This window comes from Pseudomonas sp. CNPSo 3701 (assembly GCF_028674975.1).
GTDB lineage: Bacteria > Pseudomonadota > Gammaproteobacteria > Pseudomonadales > Pseudomonadaceae > Aquipseudomonas > Aquipseudomonas straminea.
In genome coordinates this window covers 580,215-597,512 of record NZ_JAQZSI010000001.1, presented here as the reverse complement: position 1 = coordinate 597,512, position 17,298 = coordinate 580,215, and the positions used below count along the sequence as shown (strand labels likewise).

At 62.6% G+C, this 17,298-nt stretch carries 13 protein-coding genes and 1 pseudogene; 4 read left to right on the top strand and 10 right to left on the bottom strand.

Going from position 1 to position 17,298, the window contains the following annotated elements:
* Position 1 precedes the first annotated feature (1 nt).
* The 6 genes and pseudogenes from aroK to PVA39_RS02685 all read right to left on the bottom strand — a co-directional run bounded on the left by aroK (position 2) and on the right by PVA39_RS02685 (position 5,516).
* Positions 2-520, bottom strand: a complete 519-nt coding sequence (aroK, locus tag PVA39_RS02710; protein WP_274122699.1) for a shikimate kinase AroK — start codon at positions 518-520, stop codon at positions 2-4.
* A 3-nt stretch (positions 521-523) separates the two neighbouring features.
* Positions 524-2,690, bottom strand: a pseudogene (gene pilQ, locus PVA39_RS02705) (type IV pilus secretin PilQ).
* A gap of 54 nt (positions 2,691-2,744) precedes the next feature.
* Positions 2,745-3,263, bottom strand: coding sequence for a type 4a pilus biogenesis lipoprotein PilP (pilP, locus tag PVA39_RS02700; RefSeq protein WP_093500332.1), 519 nt, complete (start codon positions 3,261-3,263; stop codon positions 2,745-2,747).
* Positions 3,260-3,883 (bottom strand): type 4a pilus biogenesis protein PilO, encoded by a 624-nt coding sequence (pilO, locus tag PVA39_RS02695; RefSeq protein ID WP_274122696.1) that lies wholly within the window; start codon positions 3,881-3,883, stop codon positions 3,260-3,262. The genes pilP and pilO overlap by 4 nt, the downstream gene beginning before the upstream one ends.
* On the bottom strand, positions 3,880-4,452 hold the full coding sequence (gene pilN / locus PVA39_RS02690; protein ID WP_013789548.1) for a type 4a pilus biogenesis protein PilN: 573 nt from the start codon (positions 4,450-4,452) through the stop codon (positions 3,880-3,882). Before pilN ends, pilO begins: the two co-directional genes overlap by 4 nt.
* Positions 4,452-5,516 carry a pilus assembly protein PilM gene (locus PVA39_RS02685; protein WP_274122694.1) on the bottom strand — a complete coding sequence of 355 codons (1,065 nt, stop codon included), beginning with the start codon at positions 5,514-5,516 and terminating at the stop codon, positions 4,452-4,454. Before PVA39_RS02685 ends, pilN begins: the two co-directional genes overlap by 1 nt.
* Before the next feature lie 184 nt (positions 5,517-5,700).
* On the opposite strand from PVA39_RS02685, the gene PVA39_RS02680 reads away from it, so the two are divergent.
* The gene (locus tag PVA39_RS02680; protein WP_443200932.1) at positions 5,701-8,136 is read left to right on the top strand and encodes a penicillin-binding protein 1A; all 2,436 of its coding nucleotides are present in this window, start codon (positions 5,701-5,703) and stop codon (positions 8,134-8,136) included.
* A 115-nt stretch (positions 8,137-8,251) separates the two neighbouring features.
* On the opposite strand, the gene PVA39_RS02675 is transcribed toward PVA39_RS02680, so the two are convergent.
* From PVA39_RS02675 to rpmE, 4 genes are all read right to left on the bottom strand, one after another.
* A complete protein-coding gene (locus PVA39_RS02675; protein ID WP_274122689.1) occupies positions 8,252-9,520 on the bottom strand; it encodes a malic enzyme-like NAD(P)-binding protein in 1,269 nt (422 codons plus the stop codon).
* A 101-nt stretch (positions 9,521-9,621) separates the two neighbouring features.
* Complete coding sequence (locus tag PVA39_RS02670; protein WP_274122688.1) at positions 9,622-11,055, bottom strand: M48 family metalloprotease; 1,434 nt, start codon at positions 11,053-11,055, stop codon at positions 9,622-9,624.
* Positions 11,052-11,849 carry a thermonuclease family protein gene (locus PVA39_RS02665; protein ID WP_274122687.1) on the bottom strand — a complete coding sequence of 266 codons (798 nt, stop codon included), beginning with the start codon at positions 11,847-11,849 and terminating at the stop codon, positions 11,052-11,054. The genes PVA39_RS02670 and PVA39_RS02665 overlap by 4 nt, the downstream gene beginning before the upstream one ends.
* A gap of 26 nt (positions 11,850-11,875) precedes the next feature.
* Positions 11,876-12,088: a 50S ribosomal protein L31 gene (gene rpmE, locus PVA39_RS02660; RefSeq protein ID WP_070885964.1), complete on the bottom strand. Its 213-nt coding sequence runs from the start codon at positions 12,086-12,088 to the stop codon at positions 11,876-11,878.
* A gap of 220 nt (positions 12,089-12,308) precedes the next feature.
* On the opposite strand from rpmE, the gene PVA39_RS02655 reads away from it, so the two are divergent.
* The 3 genes from PVA39_RS02655 to PVA39_RS02645 all read left to right on the top strand — a co-directional run bounded on the left by PVA39_RS02655 (position 12,309) and on the right by PVA39_RS02645 (position 17,139).
* Positions 12,309-14,528: a primosomal protein N' gene (locus PVA39_RS02655; RefSeq protein ID WP_274122686.1), complete on the top strand. Its 2,220-nt coding sequence runs from the start codon at positions 12,309-12,311 to the stop codon at positions 14,526-14,528.
* Positions 14,529-14,670: 142 nt separating this feature from the next.
* Positions 14,671-16,434, top strand: coding sequence for an arginine--tRNA ligase (argS, locus tag PVA39_RS02650; RefSeq protein ID WP_274122684.1), 1,764 nt, complete (start codon positions 14,671-14,673; stop codon positions 16,432-16,434).
* Positions 16,435-17,139, top strand: coding sequence for an SPOR domain-containing protein (locus PVA39_RS02645; RefSeq protein ID WP_093500349.1), 705 nt, complete (start codon positions 16,435-16,437; stop codon positions 17,137-17,139).
* Positions 17,140-17,298 lie beyond the last annotated feature (159 nt).

The following is a 17,298-nucleotide window of genomic DNA, read 5'->3' as shown; positions in this document are numbered from 1 at the left end:
ATTAACGGGGCGCCAGCGCTTCCAGCCGCTCGAGAATTTCCTGAACCACCATTCGCGGCGGACGCTCATCGGTCTCGATGATCACATCGGCGATTTCCCGATACAGCGGATCACGAATGGCCAGCAGATCAGCCAGCACCTGCCCGGGATTGGGCGCACGCAACAAGGGACGATTGCGATCACGGGCTGTGCGGTCGATCTGCTGCTCCACGGAAGCATGCAGATAAACGACTCGACCACTGCTTCGCAACGCCTGACGATTTTGCGGGCGCAATACCGCACCACCGCCGGTCGCCAGAACGAGACCATCGACTTCACAGAGCGAGCAGATCACTGCTTGCTCGCGCTCGCGAAAGCCCTGCTCGCCCTCGACATCGAAAATCCAAGGTATATCGGCACCGGTACGCTGTTCGATCTCCTTGTCGGAGTCCTTGAATGGCAACCGCAACTCTTTGGCAAGCAAACGCCCGATGGTGCTTTTACCAGCACCCATCGGGCCGACAAGGATCAGATTACGCACAAATTACCGACTCACGGCCACCGCAGAGGTGTTCATGATGCGCGGAGTGATGAAAACCAGCAACTCGGTCTTGTTGTCCTGCACGATATCACGACGGAACAAACGCCCCAGATACGGTACATCTCCAAGGAATGGTACCTTCTCCGTGGATTTGGTTTGAGTATTCTCGAACACTCCACCAATCACTATCGTTTCACCATCAGCAACGAGAACTTTTGCATTGACCTCGTTCTTGTTGATTGGCGGAACATTGTTGACGGCATTGGCGAAGTCAGGCGCATCCTTGGTTACCTTGACCTCCATGATGATGCGATTGTCAGGAGTAATCTGCGGGGTAACTTCAAGAGACAAGGCCGCCTCTTTGAAAGAAGTAGAGGTGGCGCCACTCGAGCTTGCTTCTTGGTAAGGCACTTCTTGCCCCTTGAGAATCTTCGCAGTCTCTTTATCAGAGGTAACGACTTTTGGTTGAGAAACAATCTCACCGTTACCCGAACTTTCCATCGCCGACAACTGAAGATCCAAAACCACATTGTTGCTGAGGAACCCGATGCCCACACCAGATGTGCTGCTAGCTACACCCATATCGACAAAAGGCAGATTGGTCACACCATCGTCCAGTGTGGTGTTCCCTACTTGGTCAGTCCCTACATTTATGCGCTGACCTGTATCCGAATCGAAGGCCTGAACACCATCCTTGCCCGTAAGATCCCAACGCCCTTTTCTTGCCTGCCCTCCCCACCGTACGCCCAAGGCCTTGTCGTAGTTAACCCTGGCCTCAACAATCCGCGCCTCAATCATCACTTGACGTACTGCTACGTCTAGCTGAGCAACAATACGACGCAGTTCGTCCAGGCGCTCCTGAGTTTGGTAAGCAATGATGCTGTTGGTACGCTCATCGACAGTAATCGAACCACGATCATCGGCGACACCACCATTCGCACTGGTCACCGACTGGAACAGTTTGGCCATGTCGGCAGCCTTGGCGTAGTTGACCTGAATCAGCTCACGACGCAGCGGCGCCAGTTCGGCGATCTGCTTCTGCGACTCCAGCTCCTGCTTCTCACGGGCAGCGATTTCTTCGGCAGGCGCGACCAGCAATACGTTTCCGACCTGGCGCTTGTCCAAGCCCTTGGTTTTCAGCACCAGATCCAGCGCCTGATCCCACGGTACGTTCTGCAGACGCAGAGTGATATTGCCCGCCACCGTGTCACTGGCCACCAGGTTCAGGTCGGTGAAGTCGGCGATCAACTGCAGCACCGAACGCACGTCGATGTCCTGGAAGTTCAGCGACAACTTCTCGCCGGTATAGGCGAAGCGATCAGCCTGACGCTTCTCGGCATCTTCCTGGGTTAGCGGCTTGACGCTGAGGGTCAGCTTGTTTTCGGTCTGGTAGGCCAGGTAGTCGAAGGCTCCCACCGGCTCGATGACGATGCTGGCATCGTCGCCCTTGCCAGTGGCACTGACGAACTGCACCGGCGTGGCGAAGTCCTTGACGTCCAGGCGCACACGCAAGGCTTCAGGCAGTTGGGTGCGATTGAAGTTGAGGATGATCTTGCCGCCGCGCTCCTGAATGTCGGGGCTGACGGACGCATCGGACAGGTTGATGACAACATTGCCCTCACCCTGCTCACCGCGCTGGAAGTCGATATTGCTGATCGACTTGTTCACGGCGCCGAATACCTTCGGAGCGGCCGGCGCGGAAACTGGCGCTGCAGCCTCAGCAGGACGCGGGGCCGCTGCGGCGGGCGCAGTCACGGGCGCTGCAGCGGTCGTGGTCGCCGACGTGGCCACGCCGGTGCCAACCTGCACGAACAGATTATTGCCTTCGGTGCGAGTGTTGTAAGGCGACAGGTTGGTCAGGTTGATGATCAGCCGCGTACGATCCTTGGCCTCCACAACCGTGACGCTGCGCGCATTGCCCATGCCCAGCTCGCGATTCTTCACGCCCAGCTTGTTGGATACGCCCGGCAGATCCAGGGCGATACGCGCCGGCTGCTCGATGGTATAGCCACGCGGCGCTGCCACCGGCTCATCATAAAGACAGTTTCAACTCGACACGGTCACCCGGCAGAGCAGCCACATCCAGCGCCTGCAGATTGGCGGCCAGAACGGCAGGAGAGAGCATAGCCAGCAGCAGCGAAATGCTGAGGCGAGAGAGGGAGCTGTTCATGCTTGGGTTCCGTTTGGCAGACCGGTTATTTCTATTCATGGATCACCTCGCTCCTCAGGAGCGCTCCTTCAGAGTGAGGGTGCGAGGACGCTCGAGCCAGCCGCCCTCACCGTCCGGGACGATCTCGACCACGTCGATCTTGGCACTGTCGATGGCAACGATGCGGCCCTCATTGCGCCCCAGGTAATCCCCGACCTTGACGCGATGGACACCACCTGCACCGCTTACCAATGCGAACGAGCCTTTGTCGTTGGCCAGGGTGCCGACCATCTCGAACAGCTCGATATTGAACCCTTCGAGGAACTGCTTGACGCGCGTCTCGTCGGGCTTGATTTCCTTGCTGCCTTTCGCCCGGGCGACCATATCGATCTTCACCGGCGGCTGGAAAGGGCTACGCAGAGCAGCGGCACTGTAGGTAAAGCTTTCGTAGGGCTCGGGTTGCGGCAGGGGCTCTATCTGCCCTTTCGGCCGTGCCCGCACTTCATCCATGTAGGCTTGCAGATCACTGAAGTCACCACCGCCGCAGCCACTCAGGGTCACCAGCAGCAGGCCGGGTAAGAGGACACGTTTCATTGGTGTGCCCCTTTGTCGTTGTAGCGATAGGTCTTGGCCAGAACGCTCATACGCAGCTTGGAGGTGCTGCTCTGCTCGGCCGGCACCAGCTCGAAGTCATGCAGGGTGACGATTCGCGGCTGACTGGCCACGCCACTGACGAACGTCGCCAGATCGTGATAGCCACCCACCACTTTGATCTGAATTGGCAGTTCGATGTAGAAGGGCTGGGTCACTTCCGGCAGCAACTTGATTTCCTCGAACTCCAGGCCGCTATCGAGGCCGATACGGGTGATGTCTTCGAGCAGGCCCGGCACTTCGGTATCGCTGGGCAGCTGCTTGAGCAGGGCGCCGAATGAGGTTTCAGCCTCCTTCATCTGCTCGCGGTAAGCCTCAAGGTTGGCGGCCTGAAAAGCCTTGGTGGAGAACTGCTCCTTGAGCGTTTCCTCATCCAGCCGCTGCTGATCCAGCGTGGCCTGCAGATCCTTGAGGTGAAAGTTGTAACCGAGTGCCAGCACCAGTACGACGGCCAGAATGCCGGCGATCACCTTGACCGCGGCAGGCCAGGAGCCGATGTTGTTCAGATCCAGATCATTGACGTCGATCTTGCGCAAACTGGCCAGAGAATCGTTCAGGCTCATGGCTTGACCTCCGCCTGATCCTTGCCCGGCTGCGCTTGCTGCACGGTCAGCTGAAAGGTATTGGCCTGATCCACTGCACCGGCGGTGACGGCCTTGACCTCGGTCAGGTTGGGGGCGGTCAGCCAGTCGGAAGCATCCATGTCACGCATCAGTTTGGAAACTCGGCTATTGGATTCCGCGGCGCCGACAATGGCGATGGTCTTGCCGGTCATTTTCACCCCGGTGAAATACACACCATCGGGCAGCGTTCGCACCAACTGGTCGAACACATGGCCGATGATCGGGCGGTTGCCCTGCAGATCCTGAATGATCTTCATCCGCTCCAGCAGCTGCTGGCGGCGGGTGCGCAGCTCGCTGATCTCCGCGATACGGGTATCGAGCACAGCAATTTCCTTGCGCACGAAGTCGTTACGGGCCTGCTGATTCTCGATTTCGCCATTCAGATACTGGTCGCCGAGGAAAACCAGCGCCGCAGCAGCGACCAAAAGGCCGCCCAGCGAAACCAGGAAGCGCTGCTTGCGTTCTTCGCGAAGCTGCTCACGCCAGGGAAGGAGGTTAATCCGCGCCATCAGTCGAAACTCCTCATCGCCAGGCCACAGGCAATCATCAGTGCCGGCGCGTCACTGGCCAGCGCTCCCGCGTTGACCTTGCCGCTCAGGGCCATATCGGCGAAGGGGTTGGCGACCAGTGTCTGGGTGCCAATCTTCTGCTGGATCAGGCGATCGAGATCCGGGATGGAGGCAGTTCCGCCGGCCAGCAGGATGTAATCCACATCGTTGTACTGCCCCGCAGCGAAGAAGAACTGCAGCGAGCGGGACACCTGCTGTACCAGAGCGTCCTTGAACGGCTGCAGCACTTCGCTTTCGTAATCGTCGGGCAGGCCGCCCTGCTTCTTGGCAAGCCCGGCTTCGTCGACGGAGAGGCCGTAGCGGCGCTGAATCTCTTCGGTCAGCTGACGCCCGCCGAACAGTTGCTCGCGGGTATAGATGGTGCGGCCATTGTGCAGCACGCTGAGGGTGGTCATGGTCGCGCCGATATCGACGACCGCCACGGTTAGCTCGTCGTGCGCGCCCCCCAACTGCTCGACAAGCAGCTCGTAGGCACGCTCAAGGGCATAGGCCTCGACATCGACGACCTTGGCAGTCAGGCCGGCAAGCGCCAGGGCTGCCTCACGAACTTCGACGTTTTCCTTACGACAGGCCGCCAGCAGCACTTCGACCCGATCAGGGTTGCGCGGCGAAATACCCTGAACTTCGAAGTCGATCGCCACCTCTTCAAGAGGGTACGGAATGTACTGGTCGGCTTCGAGCTTGAGCTGGTTTTCCAGTTCGTCGTCGGTCAGGCCTGCTTCCATTTCCACGGTCTTGGTAATCACCGCGGAGCCGGCAACGGCAACGGAAACCGAGCGCACGCTGGTCTTGGCCTTGGCGAGCACCCGCGACAACGCCTGCCCGACACCCTCGAGTTCGGCGATGTTCTTTTCAACCACAGCATTGGCGGGGAGCGGCTCGACAGCGTAGGCCTCTACCTTGTAGCGGCTACCTGAGCGACTCAATTCGAGGAGCTTGACGGAGGTCGAACTTATATCGATCCCCAAAAGCGTATTCGCTTTTTTACTGAAGAGCCCTAGCACGACCGATTTCCTATTCACATCCATAACTTACGGATGATTTATGTTTTTCCACATTAAATAGCAGACTTGACAGAAGCGCAAATGGCTCCCCAGCAAAAAAAACGCTTATAATGTGATCAGCTTTTGCCTTTTCAATTTGCCTTCCGCTTAACTCATTCTTTTATCTGGAAATCCAAAAATCTTGATGCGTTTGCTGAAGTTTTTCTGCTGGTCCGTCATCGCCGTTTTTTGTGCGCTGGTACTCGCCGTCAGTGGTGCTTTCCTCTACCTGAGCCCGACCCTACCCTCTGTCGATGCCTTGCGCAGTATAGAGCTGCAGATACCGCTTCGCGTGTACACAAGCGATGGAAAACTCATCGCCGAATTCGGCGAGATGCGTCGCTCGCCCATCGCCTTCGCCGATATTCCGCCCGACTTCACCAGCGCCCTGCTGGCAGCCGAAGACGATAACTTCGCAAATCATTATGGCGTCGATCTTACGAGCCTGATGCGCGCTGCCACGCAATTATTAAAAACAGGTCAGATTCAATCCGGTGGCAGCACCATCACCATGCAGGTGGCGAAGAACTTCTTCCTCACCAGCGAGCGCAGTTTTTCGCGCAAGATCACCGAGATCCTCCTCGCCCTGCAGATCGAGCGCGAGCTGAGCAAAAACGAAATCCTCGAGCTGTACGTCAACAAGATCTATCTGGGCCACCGCGCCTACGGCATCGAAGCCGCCGCACAAGTCTATTACGGCAAGTCCATCCGAGACTTGAGCCTTTCGCAGCTTGCGACGATAGCCGGTCTTCCCAAGGCGCCGTCGGCGTTCAACCCGCTGACCAATCCCACGCGCGCCAAGGAGCGCCGCGACTGGATCCTCGGCCGCATGTTCCGCCTTGGCCGCATTGACCAGGCGCGCTACCAGGCCGCCCTGGCCGAGCCAGTGGATGCCAGCTACCACGTCGCGACGCCTGAAGTGTCGGCGCCCTACGTTGCCGAGATGGCCCGCGCCGAAATGGTCGGCCGCTATGGCAGCGACGCCTACACCCAGGGCTTCAACGTCACCACCACGGTGCCCAGCAACCTGCAGGTGATGGCCAACAAGGCGCTGCGCGACGGATTGATCGAGTACGACCAGCGCCACGGCTACCGCGGCCCGGAGAGCCGCCTGCCCGGCATGACCCGGGAAACCTGGCAGACCGAACTGAGCAAGCAAGGCCTGCGTGGTGGCCTGGAGCCGGCCATCGTCACCCAGGTCGAGAAGAGCGGCATTCTGGTGCTGACTCGCCGCGGCGACGAAGAAGCCGTGTCGTGGGACAGCATGAAATGGGCGCGCCCGTTCCTCAATACCAACAGCCTGGGGCCGCGCCCGCAGCAACCGGCGGACGTGGCGCAGATCGGTGACCTGATCCGCGTGCAACGCCAGGACGACGGCAGCCTGCGCTTTGCGCAACTACCCAGTGCGCAAAGCGCCCTGGTTTCACTCGACCCGCAGAACGGCGCCATCCGCGCCTTGGTCGGCGGCTTCTCGTTCGAACAAAGCAACTACAACCGCGCCGTGCAGGCCAAACGTCAGCCCGGCTCGAGCTTCAAGCCGTTCATCTACAGCGCCGCGCTGGATAACGGCTACACCGCCGCCAGCCTGGTCAACGACGCGCCGATCGTGTTCGTCGATGACTACATGGATCAGGTCTGGCGCCCGAAGAACGACAACAACACTTTCCTAGGCCCGATTCGCTTACGCGAGGCGCTGTACAAGTCGCGCAACCTGGTGTCGATCCGCCTGCTGCAGGCCATGGGCATCGAAAACACGCTGAGCTACATCGAGCGCTTTGGCTTCAATCGCCAGGACCTGCCGCGCAACCTGTCGCTGGCACTCGGCACCGCCAACCTGACGCCCATGGAAATCGCTACCGGCTGGACGGCGTTCGCCAACGGCGGCCACAAGGTGCAGCCGTACCTGATCCAGCGTATCGACAACCGTCATGGCGACCCGCTGTTCGTCGCCAATCCGCCGAGCGTACCGAACGCCGCCAAGGTCGAAGTGCCGCCGCCGGTCAACGAAGAAGGCGTGATGAACCCGGCCGAAGCGGCGCCCGAACAATTGCCGGACGCACCGCAGCCAGCCGAGGCCGAGCGCATTCTTGATGAGCGCACCGCCTACATCATGACCAGCATGCTGCAGGACGTGATCAAGCGCGGCACCGGACGCCGGGCTATGGCCCTGGGCCGCAACGACCTGGCAGGCAAGACCGGTACCACCAACGAATCCAAGGACAGCTGGTTCTCCGGCTACAACGCCGATTACGTGACCACCGTGTGGGCCGGCTTCGACCAGCCGGAAAGCCTGGGCCGAAATGAATACGGCGGCACCGTGGCGCTGCCGATCTGGATGAATTACATGGGCGCCGCACTCAAGGACAAGCCCAATCACGCGCCCACCGAGCCGGATGGCATCCTCACCCTGCGTGTCGATCCGCACAGCGGTCGTGCCGCCGTGCCAGGCACGCCGGATGCGTATTTCGAGCTGTTCAAAAGCGAAGACTCGCCGCCGCCCATGAACGAGCTCGACCCAGGCATGGGCGCGCCGAACAGCCCACTGCCAGCCGACGAGAGCGCGCCGATCGACCTGTTCTAAGGGCAACGCCAGCAGCCCAGCTGCTGGCGGAACCTCTCGCGGCACGCATCAACGACTCGAAACGCGCCCAACAAAAAACCCGCCGAAGCGGGTTTTTTGTTGCCGGCTGAATCACTCAGCCTTTGAACACGTCGGCTACCGACTGCAGCGGGTAGTGCTTCGGATACGGCAGGGTCGCCACACCGCTTTCGATAGCAGCCTTGGCCACCGCGTCGCACACCACGTTGATCAGACGAGCATCCATCGGCTTCGGAATGATGTACTCACGGCCGAATTCCAACTTGATACCGCCGTAGGCGTCGCACACTTCCTTAGGAACCGGCAGCTTGGCCAGCTCGCGTAGGGCGTTGGCGGCAGCGATCTTCATCTCTTCGTTGATGCGGGTGGCGCGAACGTCCAGTGCTCCACGGAAGATGAACGGGAAGCCCAGCACGTTGTTGACCTGGTTCGGGTAGTCGGAACGACCAGTGGCCATGATCACGTCGCTGCGGGTGGCGTGCGCCACTTCGGGCTTGATTTCCGGGTCCGGGTTCGAGCAGGCGAACACGATCGGGTTCGGCGCCATCAAGTTGAGACCTTCAGGGCTCAGCAGGTCCGGGCCGGACAGGCCGACGAACACGTCAGCGCCGGTCAGCGCGTCATCCAGAGTGCGCTTGTCGGTTTCGGTGGCGAATACCGCCTTGTACTGGTTCAGATCGTCGCGGCCGGCGTGAATCACGCCCTTGCGGTCGATCATGTAGATGTTCTCGACCTTGGCGCCCATGCTCACCAGCAGCTTCATGCAGGAGATGGCCGCAGCACCGGCGCCCAGGCAGACGATCTTGGCTTCTGGCAGAGTCTTGCCGGCGATTTCCAGGGCGTTGAGCATGCCGGCCGCGGTGACGATCGCGGTGCCATGCTGGTCATCGTGGAAAACCGGGATGTCGCACTGCTCGATCAGCGCGCGCTCGATCTCGAAGCACTCGGGCGCCTTGATATCTTCCAGGTTGATGCCACCGAAGGTGATGGAGATGCGCTTGACGGTGTCGATGAAGGCTTGCGGGCTTTCGGCATCGACTTCGATATCGAACACGTCGACGCCTGCGAAACGCTTGAACAGGACGCCCTTGCCTTCCATGACCGGCTTGGAAGCCAGCGGGCCGAGGTCGCCCAGGCCGAGGATTGCGGTGCCGTCGGAAATGACCGCTACCAGGTTGCCTTTACCGGTGTAGCGGTAGGCGAGCTCCGGATCGCGAGCGATCTCGCGCACTGGCTCGGCGACACCCGGGCTGTAGGCCAGCGACAGGTCACGGGCAGTGGCGGTGGGCTTGGTGAGCTCGACGCTCAACTTACCCGGACGGGGCTTCTCATGGTATTCGAGAGCGGCAGTTTTCAGATCAGACATAGTGGCGTTCCGCTTTTTTTGGGCTATTGACTGGCAGTCGGCGAGGATACGCAATGTGCAGGGGCCTGCACAAGACTATGCAGTCAGCCTGCAAACGTGCCTCAGCGAACCGTTTTGAACCATTCCCCCGGGCGAGGCTCGCCCTGTGGATAAAGAGTGTTGAGCAACCGCAAGGTAGCCTCTGCATCACTGGCCAGGCCGCTACCTGCGGCAAATGACTTGACCGTTTGACCCGGCGTTATGCGCACCAACTGCAACCTCAGCGGCTCGGCCAGCTTGCGCTCGGCCGGCTGAAGTGGCCGGAAGCTATTGATCGTCGCGAGCATCTGCGCATCTTCCGCGGCACTGGCAGCGCGGCCTTTGACCGCCCCCACGAACAGGTAGGCCCTGCCACCCTTGAGGATCACCGCCACCCGACGCGGCACGTTGCCCTCGACCAGGCCGGTATAGCCCTGTAACCCGGTTTGTTGCAGTGCCTCGCCAGCGAGCAGACGCCGGCCACCGATGCGCTGCTTGAGCAGGCTGGCAGCATCGAGACCACGCGGATTGTCCTCCAGCGTCATAGCGACGAGCACCTGCTTGTCGGGCGACTGGCCAACAAGTTGCTGCGGCTCGTTGATGATGCTCCAGTCCTTGGCGAACGCCAGGGTGAAATCCAGATCGCGGTGATAGAAGCGCTCGCCGCGGCGAATGCCGCTCTCGGCCGAATCGCCGAACGGCAGGCCCTGCAGATGCTTGAGAAAGGCCTCGCGGTTGACCTCCTGTTGCCCGCCGACCAGTGCCCGCGCCGGGCCGATCACCTGCTGCAGCCGCCGGTCGTTGTCCGGGTGAGTGTCGAACAGACCGTGATAGCTGCCCACTGGCTGCTGCTCACCACGCGCAGCGGCCTGGTCGCGGGCGAAGTCCTCCTGCAACTTGAGCACCTTGACCACCTCGATCATCGCCTGCGGGTCGTAACCAGCGCGGGCCAGGTACTGGGCGCCAAGGCCATCGGCCTCCAGCTCCATGTCACGGCCATAGCCGCGCACCACGGCATTGCCCAACACACCGGTCACGTCCGCCGCCGCCCCTACGCCGGTGCCCATGGCCACCGCCTGGCCGAGGATTCCCCAGGCGGTCGACTGGCTTTGCTGGCGCACACCGTGGCGGGCGATCACGTGGCCGACCTCGTGGCCGAGCACGGCCGCCAGCTCGGCCTCGGAACTCAGGTAGGCCATCAGCCCGCGGTGGATATAGATGTAGCCGCCTGGCAGGGCGAAGGCATTGATGTCCGGACTGTCGATCACCGTGAAGTGATAATCCAGCTGCCCGCGGTGGCTGTGTCGCGCCACGCGCTCGCCGACCTGCTGCACATAGGCCTGCAAGGCTTCATCGGGATAACGCGGGTACTGCTTGAGAATCTGCTGATGGGCGTCGCGACCGATGGACAGTTCCTGAGATTCGCTCATCATCACGAAATCGGTGCGCCCGGTCGCGGGATTCACCGCGCAGCCGGCCAGGGTCGCCAACATCAGAATCAGCAGGCACAGCCTCATCGCTGCACCTCCAGCATGGCGCTGTGGGTCAGCGGCAACAGCCAGCGCGCCTGGCCGACCTTGAGGCCGCCGCCGCGGGAGCGGTCGACCACCCAGCCACGCGCTTCTACGCGCTTGCCCTGTAGACCGCGAAGATCCGCTGCGGCAAAGGTATCCAGCACCTGAGGTGCAATACGCAGCACCACCGAGTTGCCCAGCTCGATCCACAAGCCGCCACGATTACGATCGACGCGCTGCACCTGGCCTTCGAGCAACACGAAGCCGCCACTGCGTATCGCGCGGGCCGGCAACGGCCGCAGCTGCGCCCAAAGCCCTGCGCGAGCACTGCGCGCCTGGCGCTCGGCTTCACGCTGGCAGTTCACCAGGCTGACATTGGGGGTGATCGCTACCAGCTGGCCATAGCCCTCGGCGAGCAGTTGCGCCTCCAGATTGTTGCCGGCGCGGTCGTAGAGATGGGCCAGGGTACGCCCATAGCGATCCTGCCGCTCGGCACCGACCTTTACACCCACCCGGCCACCATTGGCGGCGACCAGCGCGGTGAGGCGCTCACGGGCGGCCTCGGCGAAGGGCTCGGCCGGCCTGCCCATGCGCGCCAGTTCGGGGGCGTTGATGCCGATCAGCCGCACGCTGCGACCATCGGCCAGGCGCACGGTATCGCCATCCACCACCCGCTGCACCTTGGCCTGGGGCAGCTTGCCGGGCGCCGGGCAGAACGCATGAGCGGGAAGACAAAAGACAGAAACGAAAAAGGCGCCCACCAGGGACGCCTTTTTCAATGATGCGAAAACAGCCATGTGGGCCTCTTTCGCTGCTCGGTCGCTTACTTGGCGCCGAACACACCGAAACGCTGCTTGAAGCGATCGATACGGCCGCCGGTGTCCAGCACCTTCTGCTTGCCGGTGTAGAACGGGTGGCACTCGGAGCACACGTCCAGGCTCAGGGGCTTGCCCAGAGTGGAGCGGGTCTTGATGACATTACCGCAGCTGCAGGTGGCGTCGATGGCGACGTATTCCGGATGGATATCGGCTTTCATGATTCTTCCTCAGGTTTTGTGCCGCCACCCGACACTATTGTCAGGTACCGCACTTAGGTTGGCCGCGGATCATACCAGAGCCGGCCCATGATGCAACTCGCCCGCCGCTACCGACCGTCGCACCAACCTATCACACGCCCTGACCTCAGGCTGTGAAAGCAGCGTAGGTTGTTTTTCAGGGGCCTGCTAAGATCGCGCCTCGCCTGCCTGGAGCCCTTGCGTGCCTGACGTCATCCTGCGACTCGCCCTGCCCTCACCACTGCGCCGGCTGTTCGACTACCTCGCCCCGCGTGGCGTATCGGCCCGCGACCTGCAGCCCGGTGCGCGGCTGCGCGTGCCTTTTGGCCGCCGCGAGATGATCGGCGTGTTGATCGAGGTCAGCGATCACAGCGAGGTGCCGGCCGACAAGCTCAAGCCCGCCCTTGAGCTGCTCGATCTGCAAGCCCCAGTGCCGCCAGCGCTGATGCGCCTGTGCCAATGGACCGCACAGTATTACCAGCACAGTCTTGGCGACACCCTGAGCTGGGCGCTGCCGGTGCTGCTGCGCCAGGGCGAACCGGCCGAAGCGCGCCAGGAACGCTTCTGGCTGATCGCCAAGGACGCTCGCCTGGACGACCCACGCCTGGCCCGCGCGCCGCGTCAGCGCGAAGCCCTGAAGACCATCGCCCAGCACCCCCACGGCGTCGCCCACCAACTGCTCAGCCAGCTGCAGATCAACCGCGACAGCCTGCAATTGCTGCAGGAGAAGGGCCTGGTGCGTGTCGAAGTGCGCCGCCTGAGCAGCCCGGAACGCCACGGCAACTGGCTGGCCCAACCGGAGCTGCCGCTCAATACAGAGCAGCGCGCGGCCGCGGAGGCGGTGCGCGCCGGCTTCGACGGGTTCAATGCCTTCCTGCTGGCCGGCGTGACCGGCAGCGGCAAGACCGAGGTCTACCTGCAACTGATCCGCGAGACTCTGGAAGCCGGCAAGCAGGCGCTGGTGCTGATTCCCGAAATCAACCTGGGCCCGCAGACCCTGGCGCGCTTCGAGCGGCGCTTCAATGCGCGCATCGCCCTGCTGCACTCGGCGGTCAACGACCGCGAGCGCCTGGATGCCTGGCTGGCAGCGCGCGACGGCGAGGCCGACATTATCATCGGCACCCGCTCGGCGCTGTTCACGCCCATGAAGCGTCCGGGGCTGATCATCATCGACGAGGAGCACGACGCCTCCTATAAGCAGCAGGAAGGCCTGCGTTATCACGCCCGCGATCTGGCCGTGGTGCGCGCCCACCAGGAAAACGTACCGATCGTGCTCGGCTCGGCCACCCCCTCGCTGGAAAGCCTGCACAATGCCCACAGCGGCCGCTACGCCCTGCTGCGCATGAACCAGCGCGCCGGCGGCGCCCAGCCGCCACGCTTCCTGCGCCTGGACATCAAGAGCCGGCCGCTCGACGCCGGCATGTCGCCGCCGCTGCAGCAGGCCATCACCCAGACTCTGGCCGCCGGCCAGCAGGTGCTGGTGTTTCTCAACCGCCGCGGCTTCGCGCCGACCCTCTTGTGCCACGAATGCGGCTGGCTGTCCGAATGCCCACGCTGCGATGCGCGCATGACCGTGCACCAGCGCAGCCGCGAGCTGCGCTGCCACCATTGCGGCCACACCGAGCGCCAGCCGAGCAACTGCCCGAGCTGCAACAACGTCGACCTGCGCCCGGTGGGCGCCGGCACCGAGCGCGCCGAAGAAAGGCTGGAGATTCTCTTCCCGGACGTTCCCGTACTGCGCGTCGACCGCGACAGCACCTCGCGCAAGGAGGCGATGAATACCCTATTCAACACCGTACAGCGCGGCGAACCCTGCATCCTGGTAGGCACCCAGATGCTCGCCAAAGGTCACCACTTCCCACGCGTCACCCTGGTGGCGATCCTCGATGCCGACGGCGGCCTGTTCTCCGCCGACTTCCGCGCCAGCGAACGCATGGCCCAGCTGATCGTCCAGGTCGCAGGCCGCGCAGGCCGCGCCGAGGAGCCGGGCAAGGTGATCATTCAAAGCCATCTGGCCGACCACCCGCTGCTCGTACAGCTGACCGAGCAAGGTTATTTCGCCTTTGCCGACCAAGCGCTGAGCGAACGCCGCGCCGCCGGCCTGCCTCCGTTCTGCCATTTGGCGCTGCTGCGTGCCGAAGCGCACAAGCCCGGCCAGGCCGAAGGCTTTCTCGATGAGGCCTGCAGCGAAGCCGAGCACTTGCTGGACGAACTGGCGCTCAGCGGCATCGAACTGCTGGGCCCGGTGCCCGCGCCCATGGAGCGCCGCGCCGGGCGCTACCGCGCGCAATTGCTGCTGCAGGGCAACGCCCGTGCGCCGCTGCACAAGCTGCTGGCGCACTGGCTGCTGATCCTGGAGAGCCTGCCCAGCGGCCGCGCGGTGCGCTGGTCGCTGGATGTGGACCCGATCGACCTGTTCTGAGCACCCGACTCGCATCCAGAGACAACTGCCACGCGCTTTTCCTTGCCGCCGGTGGCCTGCAACCTACGGCTGCTTTTATAATGCGCAGTTTTCCACCCACGCTTTCGAGCGGCGCCGCACCTAGCGGCCGAACGAGCAGACCATGAAAGACAGCATTCGCCACCTGATCCAGCAAGCCCTGACCCGCCTGACCGCCGAAGGCGTGCTGCCCGACGGCCTGAGCCCGACGATTCAGGTGGAGAACACCCGGGACAAGACCCACGGTGACTTCGCCAGCAACATCGCCATGATGCTGGCCAAGCCGGCCGGCATGAAGCCGCGCGACCTGGCCCAGAAGCTGATCGACGCGCTGCCTGCCGACGTGCAGATCAGCAAGGTCGAGATCGCCGGCCCCGGCTTTCTGAATTTCTTCCAGAACAGCGACGCCCTGGCCGAACGCCTGGAAGCGGCCCTGGCCGACGAGCGCCTCGGCGTTCGCAAGAACGGCCCGACGCAGCGCGTGGTCGTCGACCTGTCCTCGCCGAACCTCGCCAAGGAAATGCACGTCGGCCATCTGCGCTCGACCATCATCGGCGACGCCGTGGCGCGGGTGCTGGAATTCCTCGGCGACGAGGTGATCCGCCAGAACCACGTGGGCGACTGGGGTACCCAGTTCGGCATGCTGCTGGCCTTCATGGAAGAGAATCCGGCCGCCGCAGAAAGCGAGCTGGCCGATCTGGAGGGTTTCTACCGCGCCGCCAAGAAACGCTTCGACGAGTCTCCGGAATTCGCCGAGCGCGCTCGCGCCCTGGTCGTCGAGCTGCAGGCCGGTGAGCCGGAATGCATGCGCCTGTGGAACCGCTTCAACGCCATTTCCCTGAGCCACTGCCAGAAGGCCTACGACCGCCTGGGCGTGAAACTGACCCCGGCCGACGTCAAGGGTGAGAGCGCCTACAACGCGGATCTCGCCAACGTGGTCGCCGACCTGCGCAGCAAGGGCCTGCTCACCGAAGACAATGGCGCCCAGTGCGTCTTCCTCGACGAGTACAAGAACGCCGAAGGCAACCCACTGCCGGTGATCGTGCAGAAGGCCGGCGGTGGCTATCTGTACTCGACCACCGACCTGGCGGCCATGCGTTACCGCAGCCAGGTCCTCAAGGCTGACCGCGCACTGTACTTCGTCGACCAGCGTCAGGCCCTGCACTTCCAGATGGCTTTCGAAGTCGCCCGTCGCGCCGGTTTCGTACACGAAGGCATGGACCTGGAACACATGGGCTTCGGCACCATGAACGGCGCCGATGGCCGCCCCTTCAAGACCCGTGACGGCGGCACCGTGAAGCTGATCGACCTGCTCGACGAAGCTGAGTCGCGCGCCTACGAGCTGGTCAAGGAGCGCAACGACCAACGTACTGCGAAGGGTGAAACACCATTCGAAGAAGCTGAGCTACGCCAAATCGGGCGAGTTGTGGGCATCGCGTCGGTAAAGTACGCCGATCTTTCCAAGCATCGCACCAGCGACTACAGCTTCAACTTCGAGCTGATGCTGAGCTTCGAGGGCAACACCGCGCCTTACTTGCTGTACGCCTACACCCGTACCGCGAGCATCTTCCGCAAGCTGGGCAAGGGTATCGAGGACATCGATGGCCACATCGAACTTCATGCCCCTCAGGAAATCGAACTGGGCGGCAAGCTGGCGCAGTTCGGTGAAGTGCTGGGCAGCGTCGCCGACAAGGGCACGCCGCACCTGCTGTGCGCCTACCTGTACGACGTCGCCGGGCTGTTCTCCAGCTTCTACGAGCATTGCCCGGTACTCAGCGCCCAGGACGAAGGCACCCGCCAGAGCCGCCTGCGCCTGGCCGGCCTGACTCGCCGCACCCTCAAGCAAGGCCTGGAACTGCTGGGCCTGGAAACCCTGGAGCGCATGTAAGTGGCAGCCCGCAAGAAGCCAGCACCCAAGCGCGGCGCCAGTCGCTACAAGGCCCCGAGCAAACGCCCGGTACCCGGCTGGATCTGGCTGGCCTGCGGCCTGGCCGTGGGCGTGTTCGTCACCCTGCTGCTCAACCTCAAGCCGGGCGACGACGCAGTCAAACGCGAAAAGCCCCAGCCTGAGCGCAGCACCGCCGCCAAGCCCAAACCGACGCCGACCACCAGCAGCCAGGAGCCGGGCAAGCCCAAGTACGACTTCTACACCCTGCTGCCGGAGTCGGAGGTCATCGTGCCGCCCGATGCCGTACCGCCACCTACTACGCCGACGCCCGAGCAGAAGCCAGTCACGCCCGAGGAAGCCGCCAAGATCGATGCCGCACGCGCCCAGGCCGCGCTCAACGGCGAAACCCCGCCGCCCGCGCCTCCGGTCACCAAGCCGGCGGAAGCGAGCCAGGCGCCGCTGACCACCCAGTTCTTCCTGCAGGCCGGCTCCTTCCCGAGCAAGGACAAGGCCGAAAGCATGCGCGCGCAGATCATCCTGCTCGGCCAGAACGTGCGCGTGGAATCCGGCACCGTGCAGGACAAGACCTGGCACCGCGTGCTGGTCGGCCCCTTCGCCAACCGCGAGCAACTGGCCAGCGCCCAGAAGACGCTGGCGGCCGGCGGTTTCGGCAATCTGCTTTTACAGCAGCGCCAGCTACGCTGATCGCCTTTAACAGGCGATTGAAAAACTACCTGCGTTGCCGCTGCTTCGTTAAAACAGGCTAAAAAATGCTCATTTACAACACGTAAACTGCGCTTTTTTAGCCTGTTTTGCCTCGCATCGGCGGCCTCGCCTACGCTTTTCAATGGCCTGCTAACCCGC

Excerpts from the sequence above, each read along its gene's own strand:
- pilN (WP_013789548.1), bottom strand. The coding sequence starts at position 4,452 with ATGGCGCGGATTAACCTCCTTCCCTGGCGTGAGCAGCTTCGCGAAGAA.
- PVA39_RS02675 (WP_274122689.1), bottom strand. The coding sequence starts at position 9,520 with ATGTCTGATCTGAAAACTGCCGCTCTCGAATACCATGAGAAGCCCCGT.
- PVA39_RS02670 (WP_274122688.1), bottom strand. The coding sequence starts at position 11,055 with ATGAGGCTGTGCCTGCTGATTCTGATGTTGGCGACCCTGGCCGGCTGC.
- PVA39_RS02680 (WP_443200932.1), top strand. The coding sequence starts at position 5,701 with ATGCGTTTGCTGAAGTTTTTCTGCTGGTCCGTCATCGCCGTTTTTTGT.
- pilP (WP_093500332.1), bottom strand. The coding sequence starts at position 3,263 with ATGAAACGTGTCCTCTTACCCGGCCTGCTGCTGGTGACCCTGAGTGGC.
- argS (WP_274122684.1), top strand. The coding sequence starts at position 14,671 with ATGAAAGACAGCATTCGCCACCTGATCCAGCAAGCCCTGACCCGCCTG.
- pilO (WP_274122696.1), bottom strand. The coding sequence starts at position 3,883 with ATGAGCCTGAACGATTCTCTGGCCAGTTTGCGCAAGATCGACGTCAAT.
- rpmE (WP_070885964.1), bottom strand. The coding sequence starts at position 12,088 with ATGAAAGCCGATATCCATCCGGAATACGTCGCCATCGACGCCACCTGC.
- PVA39_RS02665 (WP_274122687.1), bottom strand. The coding sequence starts at position 11,849 with ATGGCTGTTTTCGCATCATTGAAAAAGGCGTCCCTGGTGGGCGCCTTT.